Source organism: Vibrio sp. B1ASS3 (genome assembly GCF_905175355.1).
Lineage (GTDB): Bacteria > Pseudomonadota > Gammaproteobacteria > Enterobacterales > Vibrionaceae > Vibrio > Vibrio owensii.
In genome coordinates this window covers 1,665,665-1,681,039 of the sequence record NZ_HG992742.1, presented here as the reverse complement: position 1 = coordinate 1,681,039, position 15,375 = coordinate 1,665,665, and the positions used below count along the sequence as shown (strand labels likewise).

Below are 15,375 nucleotides of genomic sequence, written 5' to 3'. Positions count from 1 at the left end.
AAACTGGTTAAATTTTAACAGTGACAACTATCCTGCCAGAGGGGGCGACCTGACAATGAAGCAACCCACGAACATTGGCATGTTTTACGGCCTGAGTAACTCATGAACTTAGGCCGACAATGCGGATTTGCTGAGTCTACTAGGGACGAATTGTCGGAGGGACAAAGAACCAGAGCCTAAGACCTTTAAGCCTTTGAATTACAAGTAAACATAACGCCAAATTAAGTAGTGAGCAACGCCACCACCTGACCTAAACCATTGTGCCGTAAACACTAAAGTTGATTCAAACTGAAAATGCCAAGCGTTGCGAATCTGCTTAAATTTATTGTTATATGCGTACTTGAATATGAAAATACGACTTCTTTAAGTGGCACTTACCTACCTTTCAGACTATTCCCTATGTATTTACGAAAACAGAGCATTGATAGCAGATACAATAAGGCCCAATGCTGGTGCAAACAGACATAGAATGGCAACAACGAATAGTACGATAATACGCTTCCAAGACTTTGCTGCTTCTTGGGCAAATTTGACTGTAAACCAAGAATCCGAAGCAACTAACATTGCGTCTTCTTGCTGCACATTGCTATTTCGTTTCTCATAGAGTGACATAAGTTCTATTCCTTCTACTGACGGAAGCATATAACGCCAAATTAAGGTGTGAACAACGCAACCACCTTACCTAAATCATTGTGCCATAAACACTAAACTGACTTGAAGTGATGGCGCCGAGCGTTGTGAATCACTCTTAAATTTATTGTTATATGCGTACTAAAATTGAGTAAAATCTAGAAGTGTTGGAACTTTCACGACTCCAGATTGGATTGCTCCTATAATTGCGAGTATTAACGTCAAAAATACTAAAGCATACTGTGTATATTGCGCATCTTTTTCTCTAGCACTCTCCATTTGATAACTTTCTAGGGTAGCTATAGCTTTGCCGGTAACTTTGTAATCGCCTCGCTCTACCACCACTAACTCACCAGACGAAACGAAAGAGTTTAAGTACAAGTCCATTCTTTTGCGGCTGTCTCTACCTTTAGGGTGAAGATACCAACGAGGAGAGTACAGTTGAGTCATGACTTCATGCGACGAAAATGCTTTAGATGGCTCGTTCAGTTGGAAGTCTATCAATGTACCCAGTAACTTCATTCTATCCCCCTCTGGCAGGATAGTTGTCACTGTTAAAATTTAACCAGTTTGGGCGGTAAAGAATGAATTTTGTCTCGTATTCCAGCAGAAAGAAAAGAAGCTATATTGAAGAAACTACTGCCTCCATACTCCATGTCGGTAAGCCAGGTTTCAAAAGAAGAAGGTATTAGTACAGCAACCCTGTATCATTGGCGACAGCAACTCAGACGTTCAGGAGCCGCTGTGCCAAATAGCAATACTTCATCAGAGCAGTGGTCTGCTCAAACTAAACTTGCCATCGTCGCTGAAACTTACTCGATGACCGAGAATGAACTCAGCCAATATTGTCGTGAAAAAGGCCTGTTCCCCGAGCAAGTGGAAAACTGGCGAAGCGAATGTATGCAAGGCTTCATGTCGAGTAAAGAGCGTGAAGCCGAAGCTAAGAAACAAGCGAAAGCCGACAAGCTTGAAATTAAAGAGCTGAAAAAAGAACTACGACACAAAGAAAAGGCGCTCGCTGAAACCGCAGCTCTGTTAGTCCTGCGAAAAAAGCTGAGAGCCTTTTACGGGGAAGAGCCAGAGGACGACTAACCTCAACCGATGAAAGGCAGTGCTTGGTTGGTCTTATACACGAGGCTAGACAAAGTGGTTGCCGTTTAGAGCCAGCTTGCCATGAAGCCCAAATCGACCTGAGAACTTATCGGCGTTGGTATCAGCAAGGTGAAGTTCAAGCTGACAAAAGGCCAATATGTACTAGGCCAGAGCCAGCGAATAAGCTATCACAACAAGAGCGGGATGCGATTATAGAGGTCTGTAATCGCTCGGAATACGCTAGTCTACCACCGACTCAAATCGTTCCGACGCTTCTTGATAAAGGCGAGTATATCGCCTCTGAAGCGAGCTACTATCGGGTTCTGAGAGCGCAAGGTCAACTTCATAATCGAGGGCGTCAGAGAAGTCGGCAAAAACCACCTAAGCCAACAAGTTATACAGCAACAGGACCGAACCAAGTCTATACATGGGATATTACTTACTTGCCTTCAAGAGTTCGTGGACAGCACTACTATCTGTACGTAATAGAAGATATCTACAGCCGCAAAATCGTTGGTTATGATGTCTATGAATGTGAGTGTGGTGAGCTAGCGTCACAGTTATTGCAACGAACGTTGATGCGTGAACAATGCTTTAATCAACCGCTGGTGCTGCACTCGGATAATGGAGCACCAATGAAATCACTGACGTTCAAAGCAAAAATGGATGAGCTAGGCATTACCTCATCTTATAGTCGCCCAAGAGTAAGCGATGATAACCCGTATGTGGAGTCACTGTTCCGAACGGTAAAGTATATGCCGAGTTGGCCAACAAAAGGCTTTGAACAGTTGGATGCGAGTCGCTGTTGGGTTGAGGCTTTTGTACGTTGGTACAATACGGAACACAAGCATAGCAAGATAAATTATGTGACACCTTCACAGCGACACAATGGTAAAGACCGAGAGATTTTAGAGCGTCGCGCAAAGGTGTTACTTGCAGCAAAGCGCAAGAATCCAGAGCGATGGTCAGATGATATTAGGAACTGTGAGCCAGCTGGAGTGGTTCACTTAAATCCAGATAAAGAAGCCGCTTAATAAGTAAGCGAATGATGACAACTACCTTGAAAAACGCCGCTATGGGGGAATTGAAGCTTTTTACGGTTAAAGAAAAGCTGAGGTACATGATATTTCGATAAAGAGTACAGCGATCGAAGCTTATACAACCCTGTCTTTTCATTGACTACATAATCCCACAACGACCAATAAGTATGACTGACTAACCCATGATAATGATCTATTCGAATATCAAGCTTTTCGACCATTTCAAATGTCGAAGTAGCATCTAAGGAAAACCGTCTTCCGTCCCATGCTTTTAGAATAAGCTGGCTACCATCTATACTCTCTAGCAAATATAACGGTGCGCCTTCAAAGTAGAAGCCAACAGTATATAAATCAACCGATTTACCATCATCACCTGTTCTAGGAATCATGCCCTTCGCTAGCTTCGGTTCAATCTCTTTTAAGATACTCTCTAATTGCACCATTTTCTCCAAGCATATAACGCCGCGTTAAGTGGTGAGCAACGCATGCCACCGCACCTAACGCATTGTGCCGAAACACTAAAGCTGATTCAAACGAAAACCTCCAAGCGTTGGGAATCCGCCTTAAACGCCTTGTTATATGCCATTTCCCAATGACTTAAGGCTCGTCTCGTTCACCAGTTGTTTTGATTTTTAGATTTGGATTTACCCCACCACCGAATTCTGTCGATGGACCATGCGATACGCTTTGCGAACGATGAAATACGTATAGCCCAATTGCTGCGATAACAGGGATTAGCCAAATAATTGTGATTTGCGCTACTTTTTGAAATGAGTTTAACTCACTCCTTGTTGCGACATAGACAGAACCGCATAAGTTAATAAAGCTAACTCCCAAAAGAACAACAATCCAATTGTAAAATTCCATTTTCCCTCCATGGCTTATAACGCCCTGCTAAGGGGTGAGCAACGCAATACCTAAGCCGCTGCATACCACCTTAATCACTAAATTCAACGCATAGTAAAAATGCCACGCGTTGCGAATCCCTCTTGAGCAGTTTGTTAGTCGCGAGGCACCGAGCGACAATTTTAAGCCGAACTAAACTTTGCGAACAACAAACTTTATGTGCTTTGATGCATTTAAGTCAGGCGTAGTCTCAAAGCGGCTACTCAATGAAACCACTTAGAACAAACAACGTCGTAGAAAACGGACTGACAACACCAAAAAGCGCTTTTGGAAAACCAATCTCACAGTGCGGACTTTCAACAAAGTCATTGAAACCACGTGGAACTTACAACACCAGAGAAAACGTCATTTCAGCAAGTAAATGAGCTTTTAAACCAACAAACTCACCGAGCAGATTTGCAACCAAAAACAGACTCTCGATTGCCCTGTTCTGTCAGCACCAAAGAACAAAACAATCGCTAGGACACTTGCCAAGCTTTGGGCTTAAAACAGCAGAAACTGAGTTTTGACCATCGACGATGAATCTGTATACCAAACAAACAGCTGCCAAATTTTGAGCTAAGAAACATGATTTTGATCGCTAGCTTTTTCTGGCGACTAACGCCCAATTAACGTGTGAGCAGCGCGACAACTGAACTACACCACTACGCCGTAAACACTTAACTCAACCCGAAGTGAGAGCGCCAAGCGTTGCGAATCACTGTTGAATTGTTTGTTAGCATTACAATTCCGATTCACTACTTATAATATTTGACCAAAGCACATACTTACCGTTTTTCTGAGGAAATCCAGAATCCACCCTTTTCTTAAGAGTTACCCCTTTACTGTCTTTTAAAACAGAGAGCACTTTTCGACCATTCTCAGTTTTAACAATTCTAAACGATTGATTCCAAGTTCTATTATTCGATTTATATTGCAGTAAAATCGCAGTTTCTTTTGTAGGTGTATCGACGAGAAAATACTTAAATTCACCCGTTCTTAATATGTCGGGACCAAGAACTTCTGAATTCAAACCAAGCGTACTAACATTTAGTCCGTTAACATTACTGTAATCAGGTATGGTTGTGATGCTTATCATTAAATTCGTTATCGCATATTGCCCTATGAGGTCTATGGTAATTTGAGTTTTATTCCCATTTTCATCTCCACCTGCTATGTTGCCAAACGGATAACTACCTCTAGCAGTCAACTCTTCAGTTTGAGAGTGAATGGACCTTGATAGATCTGCATTGATCTTGGAAAGTTCTAAATTGTGTTCGGTTAGCTGCTTAATCTCTTTAGACTTTTCACTAATCGCATTTTTTATCTCTGTCTGCATCTTGACTTGTGCAGCCTCTGAAACTTTCCCGCCCCAATAATATACGCCGAGTGCTCCTAGTGCAGAAATAATAGCGCCAGTAAACACAAGACCTTGAGAAAAAGTATGCCAATATTCTAGTTTCATATACACCTTACTATATGGTAATGCTAACGCCCTGTTAAGGTGTGAGCAACGCAATACCGATGCCGCCGCATACCACCTTAAACACTAAAACCAACGCATGATAAAAATGCCACGCGTTGCGAATCACTCTTAAACAGTTTGTTAGCCATACTTAGGCACGCTTCATTTTGTTTGCTAACTTGTTGTTAATTTGAACTTTTTTATTAAGCTGATTTGGAGTAAGTTTGCGCTTTCGCATAACGTCTAAGTAAAAGCTTTTTTCCCAATCATTAATCCAGCCTTTGTCGTAAGCGTGAGTTATTGCCTCTGCATTTAGCGATTTCTCATCGTCTTTTCTAACCCGTTTTATCGCTTGGAAAATCTTATCTGAAGGTAAACCAATGAACTTCTTAACACAGCAGTTTCCAACGGTCGCATAATTAGAATTTAACTTGTTCTTAAGATTACAAATTTCAATGATAGGGAAGTGCCCACACAAACAACGCTCGGGTTCGTCAGCTTCGTATATTTCGTACAGAATCCATTCAGATTTAGCTACATCCCATAGCTGCGATTGAGACAGCTTAATTATTTCTTCTGTTAATTTATATTCCGACATACTTACCTCGTATGGCTAACGCCCTGCTAAGGGGTGAGCAACGCAATACCGAAGCCCCCGCAAACCACCTTAATCACTAAATTAAACGCATAGTAAAAATGCCACGCGTTGCGAATCCCTCTTGAGCAGTTTGTTAGTTGGCATTTCGCACAAATCGCACGATTTAATTAAATTGAACATTTCATGCGATGCATTATAATCTAACTGTACACTAAATTGGGAACTGACCATGCATACATTAACAGCCAATGATGCCAAACGAAATTTCGGCGAACTACTTCTAAGCGCACAACGCGAGCCAGTAAAAATCAGCAAAAACAGTAAAGATACTGTCGTTGTCATGTCCATTCGTGACTTTGAAGAGCTAGAAGCTATGAAAGTTGAGTACCTCAAACACTGCTTTAAGTCAGCTAAAGAAGACTTGAACAATGGAAACACTGTTGACGGCGAAAGCTTTATAAATTCGCTGTAACTAACTTATGCAAAAGAATAGATACAAGCTAAGTAACTTAGCGCAATCCCACTTGCGCAAGGTCAAAAACTACACTGTTGAAAACTTTTCTGAATTACAGTGGCGCAACTATAAAGACACTTTGCTATCAGGGTTTCAGATGCTAGCTGATAATCCAGGTTTAGGAAGAAGCTGTCACGAGCTATACCCAAATGGCTTTTATTTTCCGATTGGAAAACACACAGCTTATTTCACCAAAGAAGATGACTTTATATTAGTCGTTGCTGTCTTAGGTCAATCACAGCTACCCCAGAATCATCTGAAATAACACGACTTTCACCCTAGAAATAATAACTGGGGTGAGAGTTTATCCATGCAAACTAACGCCCTGCTAAGGGGTGAGCAACGCAATACCTAAGCCGCTGCATACCACCTTAATCACTAAATTCAACGCATAGTAAAAATGCCACGCGTTGCGAATCCCTCTTGAGCAGTTTGTTAGTCGCGAGGCACCGAGCGACAATTTTAAGCCGAACTAAACTTTGCGAACAACAAACTTTATGTGCTTTGATGCATTTAAGTCAGGCGTAGTCTCAAAGCGGCTACTCAATGAAACCACTTAGAACAAACAACGTCGTAGAAAACGGACTGACAACACCAAAAAGCGCTTTTGGAAAACCAATCTCACAGTGCGGACTTTCAACAAAGTCATTGAAACCACGTGGAACTTACAACACCAGAGAAAACGTCATTTCAGCAAGTAAATGAGCTTTTAAACCAACAAACTCACCGAGCAGATTTGCAACCAAAAACAGACTCTCGATTGCCCTGTTCTGTCAGCACCAAAGAACAAAACAATCGCTAGGACACTTGCCAAGCTTTGGGCTTAAAACAGCAGAAACTGAGTTTTGACCATCGACGATGAATCTGTATACCAAACAAACAGCTGCCAAATTTTGAGCTAAGAAACATGATTTTGATCGCTAGCTTTTTCTGGCGACTAACGCCCAATTAAGTTGTGAGCAACGCTGCCACATTGCCTAAGCACTTCACCGTAATCACCAAACTAATTGAAACCGAAAGCGCCGAGCGTTGCGAATCAGCTTGAATTGTTTGTTAGCTGTTTTGCACCTTTCTCGCTGAATCAGTCAGTTCATGCGATAACTTCCACATTGCGTCTGTTGCAGATTCTATATAGCCACTAGAGATATCTAGCTGTTGTCCATTGATTGAAATACCTTCGATATCACCAACGTTCTCTGTATTCTTTGGGACACCGCCGTTGTGAACCCAATCATTCCGGATACATCTAACTTCATTGTCTAGCTTGTTGAAGGCTATCTCAAACTGTTCTGATGGCTCAGTTAATAAGCCAATCGCTTTGAAGTTTTTAATCAGATGACTTAAGTCACTACCTCCCTTCTTTTTAGGTAGTTCAGGAGAATGTCCCATTTGTTCGGCAATGATGCTATAAAACTTTTTTAGTTCACACTCAAATACAGCCCAGTTAGTGACTAACATGGACTGTCGTTGATACATGGGCATCAATTCTGTAAACACTGCTTTAAAATCGTATTCATCTTCGCTTACACCAGCAATATGTGATACTTCGACCTCAACAACTTCACCAGGATCATCTGCACACTGTTGTTGGAACGTTTCGGTTGTATATGTTTGTACATGCTCGTCCATGTTTTCTACGAAATTTGCAGTGAGTTCTACTTGCTTCGAGTTAAATGCCTGCACCAAACGCAACTCTTCGGGAGCAAAATAATATGGAATTTTCTTTATCATATCGTACCTATAAATGAAGACAGCTAACGCCGCGTTAAGTAGTGAGCAACGCCACCACGAGACCTAACCATACCACCTTAAACACAAAACCCAACGATGGAATGAAAAATGCCATGCGTTGGGAATCTGTCTTAAACGCTTTGTTAGTAGTGGGTTCTAATACCGAACTTATGGCTGCTCATACGGACAGTTTTCAAGGCTGATTTAGCACCTTTCACTTTCCACTTTTTACCCATAGTATCTTCAAACAAGCAGTTTTTGATTTCAGAATCTTCATGTTGATTCTCATCGCGCATATTAACCATCGGACCGTCAAACTTCCCAAGCTTATACTTAAAGTCTTGTCCCTCCGTTAAGACGACAGCCTCGCAGGTTGAATTAAGGCAGTATCGAGCTGTTGAACCGTCAAAATATTCCCCAACAAAATACTTCATAAGCACCACTCTCCTACCAGTGTTAACCACATTTATACTGGTAAACGAATATTCATCTGTATCTGGGTGTTTAACCGGATGCGCATATATTTTAAGTCTGCCACGGTCTTTCCAAGTTACATATACGCTCAGTAATAAACTGAGTATGGATAAAATGATTGCAGCAATTGATAAGATATTGTCCATGCCAAATTTCCACTACTAACGCCCTGTTAAGGGGTGAGCAACGCAATGCCGAAGCCGCTGCATACCACCTTAAACACTAAAACCAACGCATAATGAAAATGCCACGCGTTGCGAATCCCTCTTGAACAGATTGTTAGCTGTGTACTACAACACTAGCATTAAAATCAAAGGTCCCAAAACTGCAACAACCATCATCAAACACCAGAGATAAATCATCAATGATAGGTAGAGCGAAAATATCCCTTTTACAGCATTTTCCAGCTCGATACCTTTATTATTCTGTAAAAAGTACGCTAACTCTGCCCTAGGAATGGAGCCTGCAACTTTTTGAAACTTAAGCTTCAAAAGCATAAGACCCATTGAGGTAGGTACACTAAGCATCAACAGATACATCATGTAAGACATGAAGGTGTTTTCGGGAGATTTGTTACCTGAAACTATAGCCGCAATAATGATGACTAAAAGTAGAGAGGAAAAACCTTTAAATGATGAAAAGACTGAGTCTCGCGTTTTAACATATAGCCAAAATAACGGCTTATCGATTATTTTCATTTGTTTCTCAAACAGCTAACGCCTTGTTAAGGTGTGAGGCACGCAATACCGAAGCCTCCGCACAGCACCTTAACCACTAAAACTAACGCATAGTAAAAATGCCACGCGTGCTGAATCACTCTTGAACAATTTGTTATGTAGCCGACTTTCAGGCTAGCGCTTTCTGTCCAAGTTGGATTTTGGGCGCAATACCAACTTTGCGATACAAAGCTAGAGCTGATTCATTGAAAGAGTATACTTCTAACCACAGCTCTTCCCCGCCGTTAGAAATAGCCCTTTCCTCAAATGCCTCTATTAGCGCCAGTCCAATGCCTTGGTCTCTAAAACATGAATCCACTACTATTTGTTCAATGCTTGCGATTTTTCGCTGTTTGAGTGTCCAAGACTTACGGACCCATAGCTCACCAAAAACCAAACCTACTAACTGCCCATTGATTTCGGCTACTAGAAAAATTGAGCTTTCACTTTCGATTATCTTGTGTAGGTCTATTTTTTGTTCAATTTCTTCCGGTGATAAAAAGTCGTCAGGTAAATTTGCTTGATGATACTCATTAAGCTGAAACTGTAGTTTCTTGATAACACTGATATCTTCAATGCAAGCTTGGCGAATATTTAACATATATAAATCCTTTTAACTTACCGCCCTCTCGCGGCTACATAACGCCTTGTTAAGGGGTGAGCAACGCAATACCGAAGCCACCGCATACCACCGTAATCACTTATACCAACGCATAGTGAAAATGCCACGCGTTGCGAATCCCTCTTGAACAATTTGTTATAAGCGCCCTGCACCGAGTACTTAAGCCAATTCTTTAACCTTGTCAGCTTTATTTGTCGTATAGAGCTTTTCAAACTCATTAATCGTCAGCGTCACAATTTCACCTATTTTCTGCAAAGTACGAATCACAGGGAGGTTAGGGAAAATACTTTCACTTGGAAAACTAAGTTCGACAGATACGTCGAATGTGTTTTGGATCCGTATCGGCTCACCACCCGTGCGAAGTAAGTTGATTTGCTTAGTCGCATCCCCACCTACACCGCAATTTGTCATTGTCATACCACCAGAGGTTAAATTTATATTTTCAATATTTACAGCAGATACCGTAGGAAGAATGATATTGTGCTTACTGTCATTATCCATGGAATGAAAAAGCCAATACAGCTCATCGCCACCTCCCTCCGGGCGAAGTTTACCTAAAAGAAGCTCAGACGCACCTGGCAATGCAGCATCCAATATGGGTAGAAACCGGTTCTTAGATAATTCTTCTCTTGAATCACTCATTGGAAAATACGGACGCTTAGTACTATCAACCTCTCTGACAATACCAGAAGCAAGGTGATCTAATGCGGCTCTAAAGTTACTGATCACATCTCCGATAATTAATCCAAGAGTTTCTGCTATTGGCTGTGTAGGTCGGTAAACCAAGCTCATTCCTATTGCATCAGGGCGCGGAAACGCGAACTCAGCTTCAACTTTAATTTCGTATAACTCTTTTGATAATGGGAAAGTAATACTTTCAAGCTCCTGAATATGCTTGCAAGCTCTTTCGACCTTGAGCCTTGGAGATATAAATACGCTCACGAATACTCCTTTATTTTCCAATTAGCTTATAACGCCCTGTTAAGGTGTGAGGCACGCCATACCGAAGCCTCCGCATACCACCTTAACCACTAAAACCAACGCATAGTAAAAATGCCACGCGTGCCGAATCACTCTTAAACAGATTGTTATACATTCTGTTTCCGCAAGCTCTGAACAATAATGTCGTTTTGCCTTTGTAGCATTAGCACTTCCGCACCAACTTTCATCTCATGCCAACAGGAAAATGAAGTATTGGTAGCAATAAACGTGTTCCATGCATCAGAGTTAAGATCATCTTGTGTTTGCAGTTCTACACCAGAGTACTCGACCATTGATTCCAAATCAGAGAAGTTAGAGTGCTTTTTTATAAAGTCGGGCGACAAAAGTTGATTGAGTAGAAATGTATTTTCAACTCTTTTAGACACTTTCTTTTCACACTGAACACACAAGAAGTATGATTGAAACTCTCCTTTCCATTCAGAGATTTTCATGCGAGTCGTAAACGGCTTCTTACAACAAGAGCAGTTTTGCGCTTTTAACGAAGCTTGTTTGTTTATTTTGTTAAAACACTTCTTACATAGGGCAAGCTTAGCCCCACCTTTTTCAAGAGTATATCTATTCTGTTTCCTATGACTGATTACTTCATTACATTCACAACAAACTGACTGCTTTTTGTCCATGTAATATATGCATATAAAAACAGCTCCGATACCACTAAATATTAAGGCTATAAGATCGTTGGTTTCCAAATACTGACTCCGAATGTATAACGCCGCGTTAAGTGGTGAACAACGCTAACCACCAAACTTAAATCATTGTATCTTAAACACTTAACCTGACTGGAACTGAAATCGCCAAGCGTTGTGAATCCGCCTTAAACGCCTTGTTATGTTCACATTACTCAAATAGTATGCCCACATTTTGGGCATTCGATTTTTCTATCTCTTAATGACTGCCCAAAGTTTGATTTCCCACAGTTGTCGCAAAACTTAGCGCCACGTATGTTCATAAAAGTTATTAGAGAAACAATGGGAACAATTACAATCCAGAATTGATGATTAACAAAGCCCTGCAAGTATACAATGAGCAAAAATAAAGCACCCGTCACGACAGAGAATAATGGATGGTATTTCCTCTTAAACTGTGCATTTTTATTCATATAGAACAACACAAAACCGAGGAGTGAAACACCTCCCCAAACACCAAAAGCTATTAGTACTTTCTCATCCATTTTTACTATCCATCTTGTGAACATAACGCCCTGCTAAGGGGTGAGCAACGCAATACCTAAGCCGCTGCATACCACCTTAATCACTAAATTCAACGCATAGTAAAAATGCCACGCGTTGCGAATCCCTCTTGAGCAGTTTGTTAGTCGCGAGGCACCGAGCGACAATTTTAAGCCGAACTAAACTTTGCGAACAACAAACTTTATGTGCTTTGATGCATTTAAGTCAGGCGTAGTCTCAAAGCGGCTACTCAATGAAACCACTTAGAACAAACAACGTCGTAGAAAACGGACTGACAACACCAAAAAGCGCTTTTGGAAAACCAATCTCACAGTGCGGACTTTCAACAAAGTCATTGAAACCACGTGGAACTTACAACACCAGAGAAAACGTCATTTCAGCAAGTAAATGAGCTTTTAAACCAACAAACTCACCGAGCAGATTTGCAACCAAAAACAGACTCTCGATTGCCCTGTTCTGTCAGCACCAAAGAACAAAACAATCGCTAGGACACTTGCCAAGCTTTGGGCTTAAAACAGCAGAAACTGAGTTTTGACCATCGACGATGAATCTGTATACCAAACAAACAGCTGCCAAATTTTGAGCTAAGAAACATGATTTTGATCGCTAGCTTTTTCTGGCGACTAACGCCCTGTTAAGGGGTGAGCAACACAATACCAAAGCCGCTGCATACCACCTTAAACACTAAAACCAACGCATAGTGAAAATGCCACGCGTTGCGAATCCCTCTTGAACAGTTTGTTAGGCATTGGTTACCAGTGCCGCTGACTTTCTCAGGAATAGGGCCAATAACCCAAAAACTAACTCTGCAACTAAATAAACATACATTATGTGTATTAGGTTGACCGTCAAACAAGATACCAATTAGACGACCAAACGCCATAGATAACAATGTAATAGCTACAATGATTAAAGCCAAAGTGACATCTTGCTTAATCTTGAGGACGAGTATCAAAGCAAGACCGATTGCAAACTGGGCACCACCATACGTAGCCCTAAAATCAATAGTTGCTGAGGTAGAATTGGGGCTTGAGCCTGTCCATATCTACAGGGAACACAGCAAAGATAGCTCCGTAGAGCAAAAAGAATAGCGCAGTTAAGTAAACTAATAATTTCGACATACCTACTCCTTTAGGTTCGAAAAGATGCCTAACGCCCTGTTAAGGTGTGAGCAACGCAATACAGAAGTTACCGCATACCACCTTAAACACTTAAACCAACGCATAGTGAAAATGCCACGCGTTGCGAATCCCTCTTAAACAGTTTGTTAGCTTGCTTGGATTCAAGTACGAAGTGCGACACCTCTGAACATAAAAACAGTGAGATGCGATAATCATGAACTTTGCTCCCGCCAAGAAGTAAAAAACATGAGATACACGCACCTCACTGAGGTTGAAAGGTATATGATTTCTGCACTCAGAAAGCAAGGAATTAGTACCGCTAAAATAGCTAAACAACTGGGTCGTCACAAAGCTACTATCTATCGAGAAATTGAACGTAATTCCCGATACAACAGACATTTTAAAAGGTACTCCTATCAAGCATGGAGAGCCCAACAGATGGCTCGCAACCGGCTAAGCCGCTCGCGCAGAAATAAGCGTTACAGCGAAATCGACTTCAGGTTACCTGAAGCCTTGCTACGACTGGATTGGAGCCCTGACCAAATCGTCGGATACCTACGAGTAAGAGGCTATCCAACAATGAGCCACGAGCTCATTTATCAGCATATTTGGAACGATAAAACTCTCGGTGGAACCCTATGGAAACACCTACGCCAATCCACTAAGAAAAGGCGTAAAAGGTATAACTCAAAAGACAGCCGAGGCCGCCTGGCAGCAAAGCGTCATATTACCGAAAGACCTGCAAAAGCTGAGCATAGAAAAGAACCCGGCCATTGGGAAATTGATACCGTCGTTGGCCGCGGAACCAAGCACTGTATCGTGACTTTAGTCGACAGAATGACTGGCTACACTTTTATTGGGCAAATGGACGATAGAACAAGCGAGTCGCTCAACGTAAGAATGAGCAAAATCATGACCCGCTCTGACTTACCTTTTAAGACGATAACTGCGGATAACGGCACTGAATTTCATGGTTATGCACAACTAGAAAAACATCATAACTGTATGTTTTATTTTGCAAACCCATACGGCTTTGTTGCTTAAATCGATGGAACTAAATCTAGAAGCTACGATCTGATCGGCTACACCCATCAATCGTCGTAGCCTCATGCCTAAACCTCGTTACAAAACAACTAACTGGAAGCAGTACAACAAAGCCTTAATCAACCGTGGTTCTCTGACCTTTTGGATTGATGAGGAAACGATAGCTGAGTGGAAACAAAACAAACAAGGCAAGCGTGGTAGACCTCGCCGGTTCAGCGACTTAGCCATTACTACTGCACTGATGGTGAAACGCATTTTCTCTATGCCATTGAGAGCGCTACAAGGTTTTCTAGACTCTGTATTTAAGCTAGCTAATATCCCGCTAGTTTGTCCACACTACACCTGTATAAGCCGTCGAGCCAAGGAAGTTGAGATTTCATTTAAAACTAAAACCAGAGGTGCGATACAACACCGGCAATTGATGCCACTGGCCTCAAAGTTTATGGCGAAGGTGAATGGAAGGCTAAGAAGCATGGTACTGATGGGAAGCGCAGAGTATGGCGTAAGTTGCATATCGCAGTAGATACGAGCACCCACGAGATAATCGCAGCAGAGCTGAGTTTATCGAACGTAACCGATGCCGAAGTGCTCCCCAACTTACTCAAGCAGACACGTCGTAAAATCATCGAGATATCAGGTGATGGTGCTTATGACACAAGGAGTTGTCAGATGCTATACGAATCAAGGGAGCAGTTCCGCTCATTCCGCCACGAGAAGGGGCAGCCTTCTGGGAGCAAGGACACCCTCGAAATTTAGCAGTAGGTTGCCAGAAGCTCTACGGTTCCAACGAGAAGTGGAAAAAGCGGTATGGCTATCATAAGCGCTCACTATCAGAGACAACAATGCATCGGGTGAAACAGTTGTTAGGTGGAAAATTAAGCTTAAGAAACTACAACGCTCAGGTTGGCGAAACTTATGCCATGATCAAAGCGCTGAACAAGCTAACAGGGCTTGGTATGCCTGAAACTCAGTATGTTGTTTAAGAAGCGTTCAACATGGGACTGCCATGTCTTCTCACCGAATTAAGCAACAAAGCCAACCCATACCACTCATGGGAACGAGGCACTAATGAGAACACTAATGGCTTAATACGACAATACTTACCAAAACGAACTTCCATGTCACACGTGACACAGAAGCTCTGTAATGAAATTGCACACAAATTAAATACGCGCCCACGCAAAAGACTTGGGTATAGGACACCAACGGAGTATATTCATGCGCATCTGTAGAAAGTGTCGCACTTCAAAC

Annotated in this window: 16 protein-coding genes and 5 pseudogenes; 6 read left to right on the top strand and 15 right to left on the bottom strand. The window is 41.8% G+C overall.

Annotated features, from left to right (window positions below; translation table 11 throughout):
* Nucleotides 1–405 precede the first annotated feature (405 nt).
* Nucleotides 406–612: a hypothetical protein gene (locus KJB05_RS07785; protein WP_244142995.1), complete on the bottom strand. Its 207-nt coding sequence runs from the start codon at nucleotides 610–612 to the stop codon at nucleotides 406–408.
* Between the two features lie 159 nt (nucleotides 613–771).
* Nucleotides 772–1,152 carry a hypothetical protein gene (locus KJB05_RS07780; protein WP_244142996.1) on the bottom strand — a complete coding sequence of 127 codons (381 nt, stop codon included), beginning with the start codon at nucleotides 1,150–1,152 and terminating at the stop codon, nucleotides 772–774.
* A 69-nt stretch (nucleotides 1,153–1,221) separates the two neighbouring features.
* Here KJB05_RS07780 and KJB05_RS07775 point away from each other — a divergent pair.
* Nucleotides 1,222–2,756 (top strand): IS3 family transposase gene (locus tag KJB05_RS07775; protein ID WP_208446524.1). Its coding sequence is split into 2 segments (ribosomal slippage): nucleotides 1,222–1,684 and nucleotides 1,684–2,756, totalling 1,536 coding nucleotides; the frame shifts between segments, so codons are not numbered across the junction.
* On the opposite strand, the gene KJB05_RS07770 is transcribed toward KJB05_RS07775, so the two are convergent.
* The 4 genes from KJB05_RS07770 to KJB05_RS07745 form a co-directional block, all read right to left on the bottom strand.
* Entirely contained in the window at nucleotides 2,753–3,205 is a 453-nt protein-coding gene (locus KJB05_RS07770) for a hypothetical protein (protein ID WP_244142998.1), read from the bottom strand. The two genes, KJB05_RS07775 and KJB05_RS07770, sit on opposite strands and share 4 nt — an antisense overlap.
* Before the next feature lie 154 nt (nucleotides 3,206–3,359).
* Nucleotides 3,360–3,629: a hypothetical protein gene (locus tag KJB05_RS07765; RefSeq protein ID WP_208446538.1), complete on the bottom strand. Its 270-nt coding sequence runs from the start codon at nucleotides 3,627–3,629 to the stop codon at nucleotides 3,360–3,362.
* 760 nt (nucleotides 3,630–4,389) lie between these two features.
* Nucleotides 4,390–5,112 carry a hypothetical protein gene (locus tag KJB05_RS07755; protein WP_208446537.1) on the bottom strand — a complete coding sequence of 241 codons (723 nt, stop codon included), beginning with the start codon at nucleotides 5,110–5,112 and terminating at the stop codon, nucleotides 4,390–4,392.
* A gap of 151 nt (nucleotides 5,113–5,263) precedes the next feature.
* Entirely contained in the window at nucleotides 5,264–5,710 is a 447-nt protein-coding gene (locus tag KJB05_RS07745) for a hypothetical protein (protein ID WP_025543099.1), read from the bottom strand.
* A gap of 229 nt (nucleotides 5,711–5,939) precedes the next feature.
* Here KJB05_RS07745 and KJB05_RS07735 point away from each other — a divergent pair, with 229 nt between their 5' ends.
* Together KJB05_RS07735 and KJB05_RS07730 are read left to right on the top strand one after the other, a co-directional pair.
* Nucleotides 5,940–6,182: a type II toxin-antitoxin system Phd/YefM family antitoxin gene (locus KJB05_RS07735; RefSeq protein ID WP_005443875.1), complete on the top strand. Its 243-nt coding sequence runs from the start codon at nucleotides 5,940–5,942 to the stop codon at nucleotides 6,180–6,182.
* 7 nt (nucleotides 6,183–6,189) lie between these two features.
* Nucleotides 6,190–6,489 carry a type II toxin-antitoxin system RelE/ParE family toxin gene (locus KJB05_RS07730; protein WP_208446539.1) on the top strand — a complete coding sequence of 100 codons (300 nt, stop codon included), beginning with the start codon at nucleotides 6,190–6,192 and terminating at the stop codon, nucleotides 6,487–6,489.
* A 788-nt stretch (nucleotides 6,490–7,277) separates the two neighbouring features.
* Here KJB05_RS07730 and KJB05_RS07720 read toward each other — a convergent pair.
* From KJB05_RS07720 to KJB05_RS28575, 9 genes and pseudogenes are all read right to left on the bottom strand, one after another.
* On the bottom strand, nucleotides 7,278–7,955 hold the full coding sequence (locus KJB05_RS07720) for a hypothetical protein (RefSeq protein WP_208446474.1): 678 nt from the start codon (nucleotides 7,953–7,955) through the stop codon (nucleotides 7,278–7,280).
* Between the two features lie 143 nt (nucleotides 7,956–8,098).
* On the bottom strand, nucleotides 8,099–8,575 hold the full coding sequence (locus tag KJB05_RS07715; protein WP_176247059.1) for a hypothetical protein: 477 nt from the start codon (nucleotides 8,573–8,575) through the stop codon (nucleotides 8,099–8,101).
* 144 nt (nucleotides 8,576–8,719) lie between these two features.
* Nucleotides 8,720–9,127, bottom strand: a complete 408-nt coding sequence (locus tag KJB05_RS07705) for a hypothetical protein (RefSeq protein ID WP_208446475.1) — start codon at nucleotides 9,125–9,127, stop codon at nucleotides 8,720–8,722.
* A 148-nt stretch (nucleotides 9,128–9,275) separates the two neighbouring features.
* The gene (locus tag KJB05_RS07695; RefSeq protein WP_038888886.1) at nucleotides 9,276–9,746 is read right to left on the bottom strand and encodes a GNAT family N-acetyltransferase; all 471 of its coding nucleotides are present in this window, start codon (nucleotides 9,744–9,746) and stop codon (nucleotides 9,276–9,278) included.
* A gap of 180 nt (nucleotides 9,747–9,926) precedes the next feature.
* Nucleotides 9,927–10,709 carry a hypothetical protein gene (locus tag KJB05_RS07690; protein ID WP_053319094.1) on the bottom strand — a complete coding sequence of 261 codons (783 nt, stop codon included), beginning with the start codon at nucleotides 10,707–10,709 and terminating at the stop codon, nucleotides 9,927–9,929.
* Between the two features lie 146 nt (nucleotides 10,710–10,855).
* Nucleotides 10,856–11,458: a hypothetical protein gene (locus KJB05_RS07680; protein WP_005378539.1), complete on the bottom strand. Its 603-nt coding sequence runs from the start codon at nucleotides 11,456–11,458 to the stop codon at nucleotides 10,856–10,858.
* Nucleotides 11,459–11,610: 152 nt separating this feature from the next.
* The gene (locus KJB05_RS07675; protein ID WP_208446476.1) at nucleotides 11,611–11,940 is read right to left on the bottom strand and encodes a hypothetical protein; all 330 of its coding nucleotides are present in this window, start codon (nucleotides 11,938–11,940) and stop codon (nucleotides 11,611–11,613) included.
* A gap of 653 nt (nucleotides 11,941–12,593) precedes the next feature.
* Nucleotides 12,594–12,708 (bottom strand): annotated as a pseudogene (locus KJB05_RS07665) (DUF3265 domain-containing protein).
* A gap of 128 nt (nucleotides 12,709–12,836) precedes the next feature.
* Nucleotides 12,837–12,965, bottom strand: a pseudogene (locus KJB05_RS28575) (DUF4345 domain-containing protein); the annotation flags it as partial.
* 361 nt (nucleotides 12,966–13,326) lie between these two features.
* Between KJB05_RS28575 and KJB05_RS07655 the strand changes: the two are divergent.
* From KJB05_RS07655 to KJB05_RS07645, 3 pseudogenes are all read left to right on the top strand, one after another.
* A pseudogene (locus KJB05_RS07655) lies at nucleotides 13,327–14,109 on the top strand (IS30-like element ISVa6 family transposase); the annotation flags it as partial.
* A 79-nt stretch (nucleotides 14,110–14,188) separates the two neighbouring features.
* Nucleotides 14,189–15,107: pseudogene (locus KJB05_RS07650) on the top strand (IS5 family transposase).
* A gap of 51 nt (nucleotides 15,108–15,158) precedes the next feature.
* A pseudogene (locus tag KJB05_RS07645) lies at nucleotides 15,159–15,356 on the top strand (IS30 family transposase); the annotation flags it as partial.
* Nucleotides 15,357–15,375 lie beyond the last annotated feature (19 nt).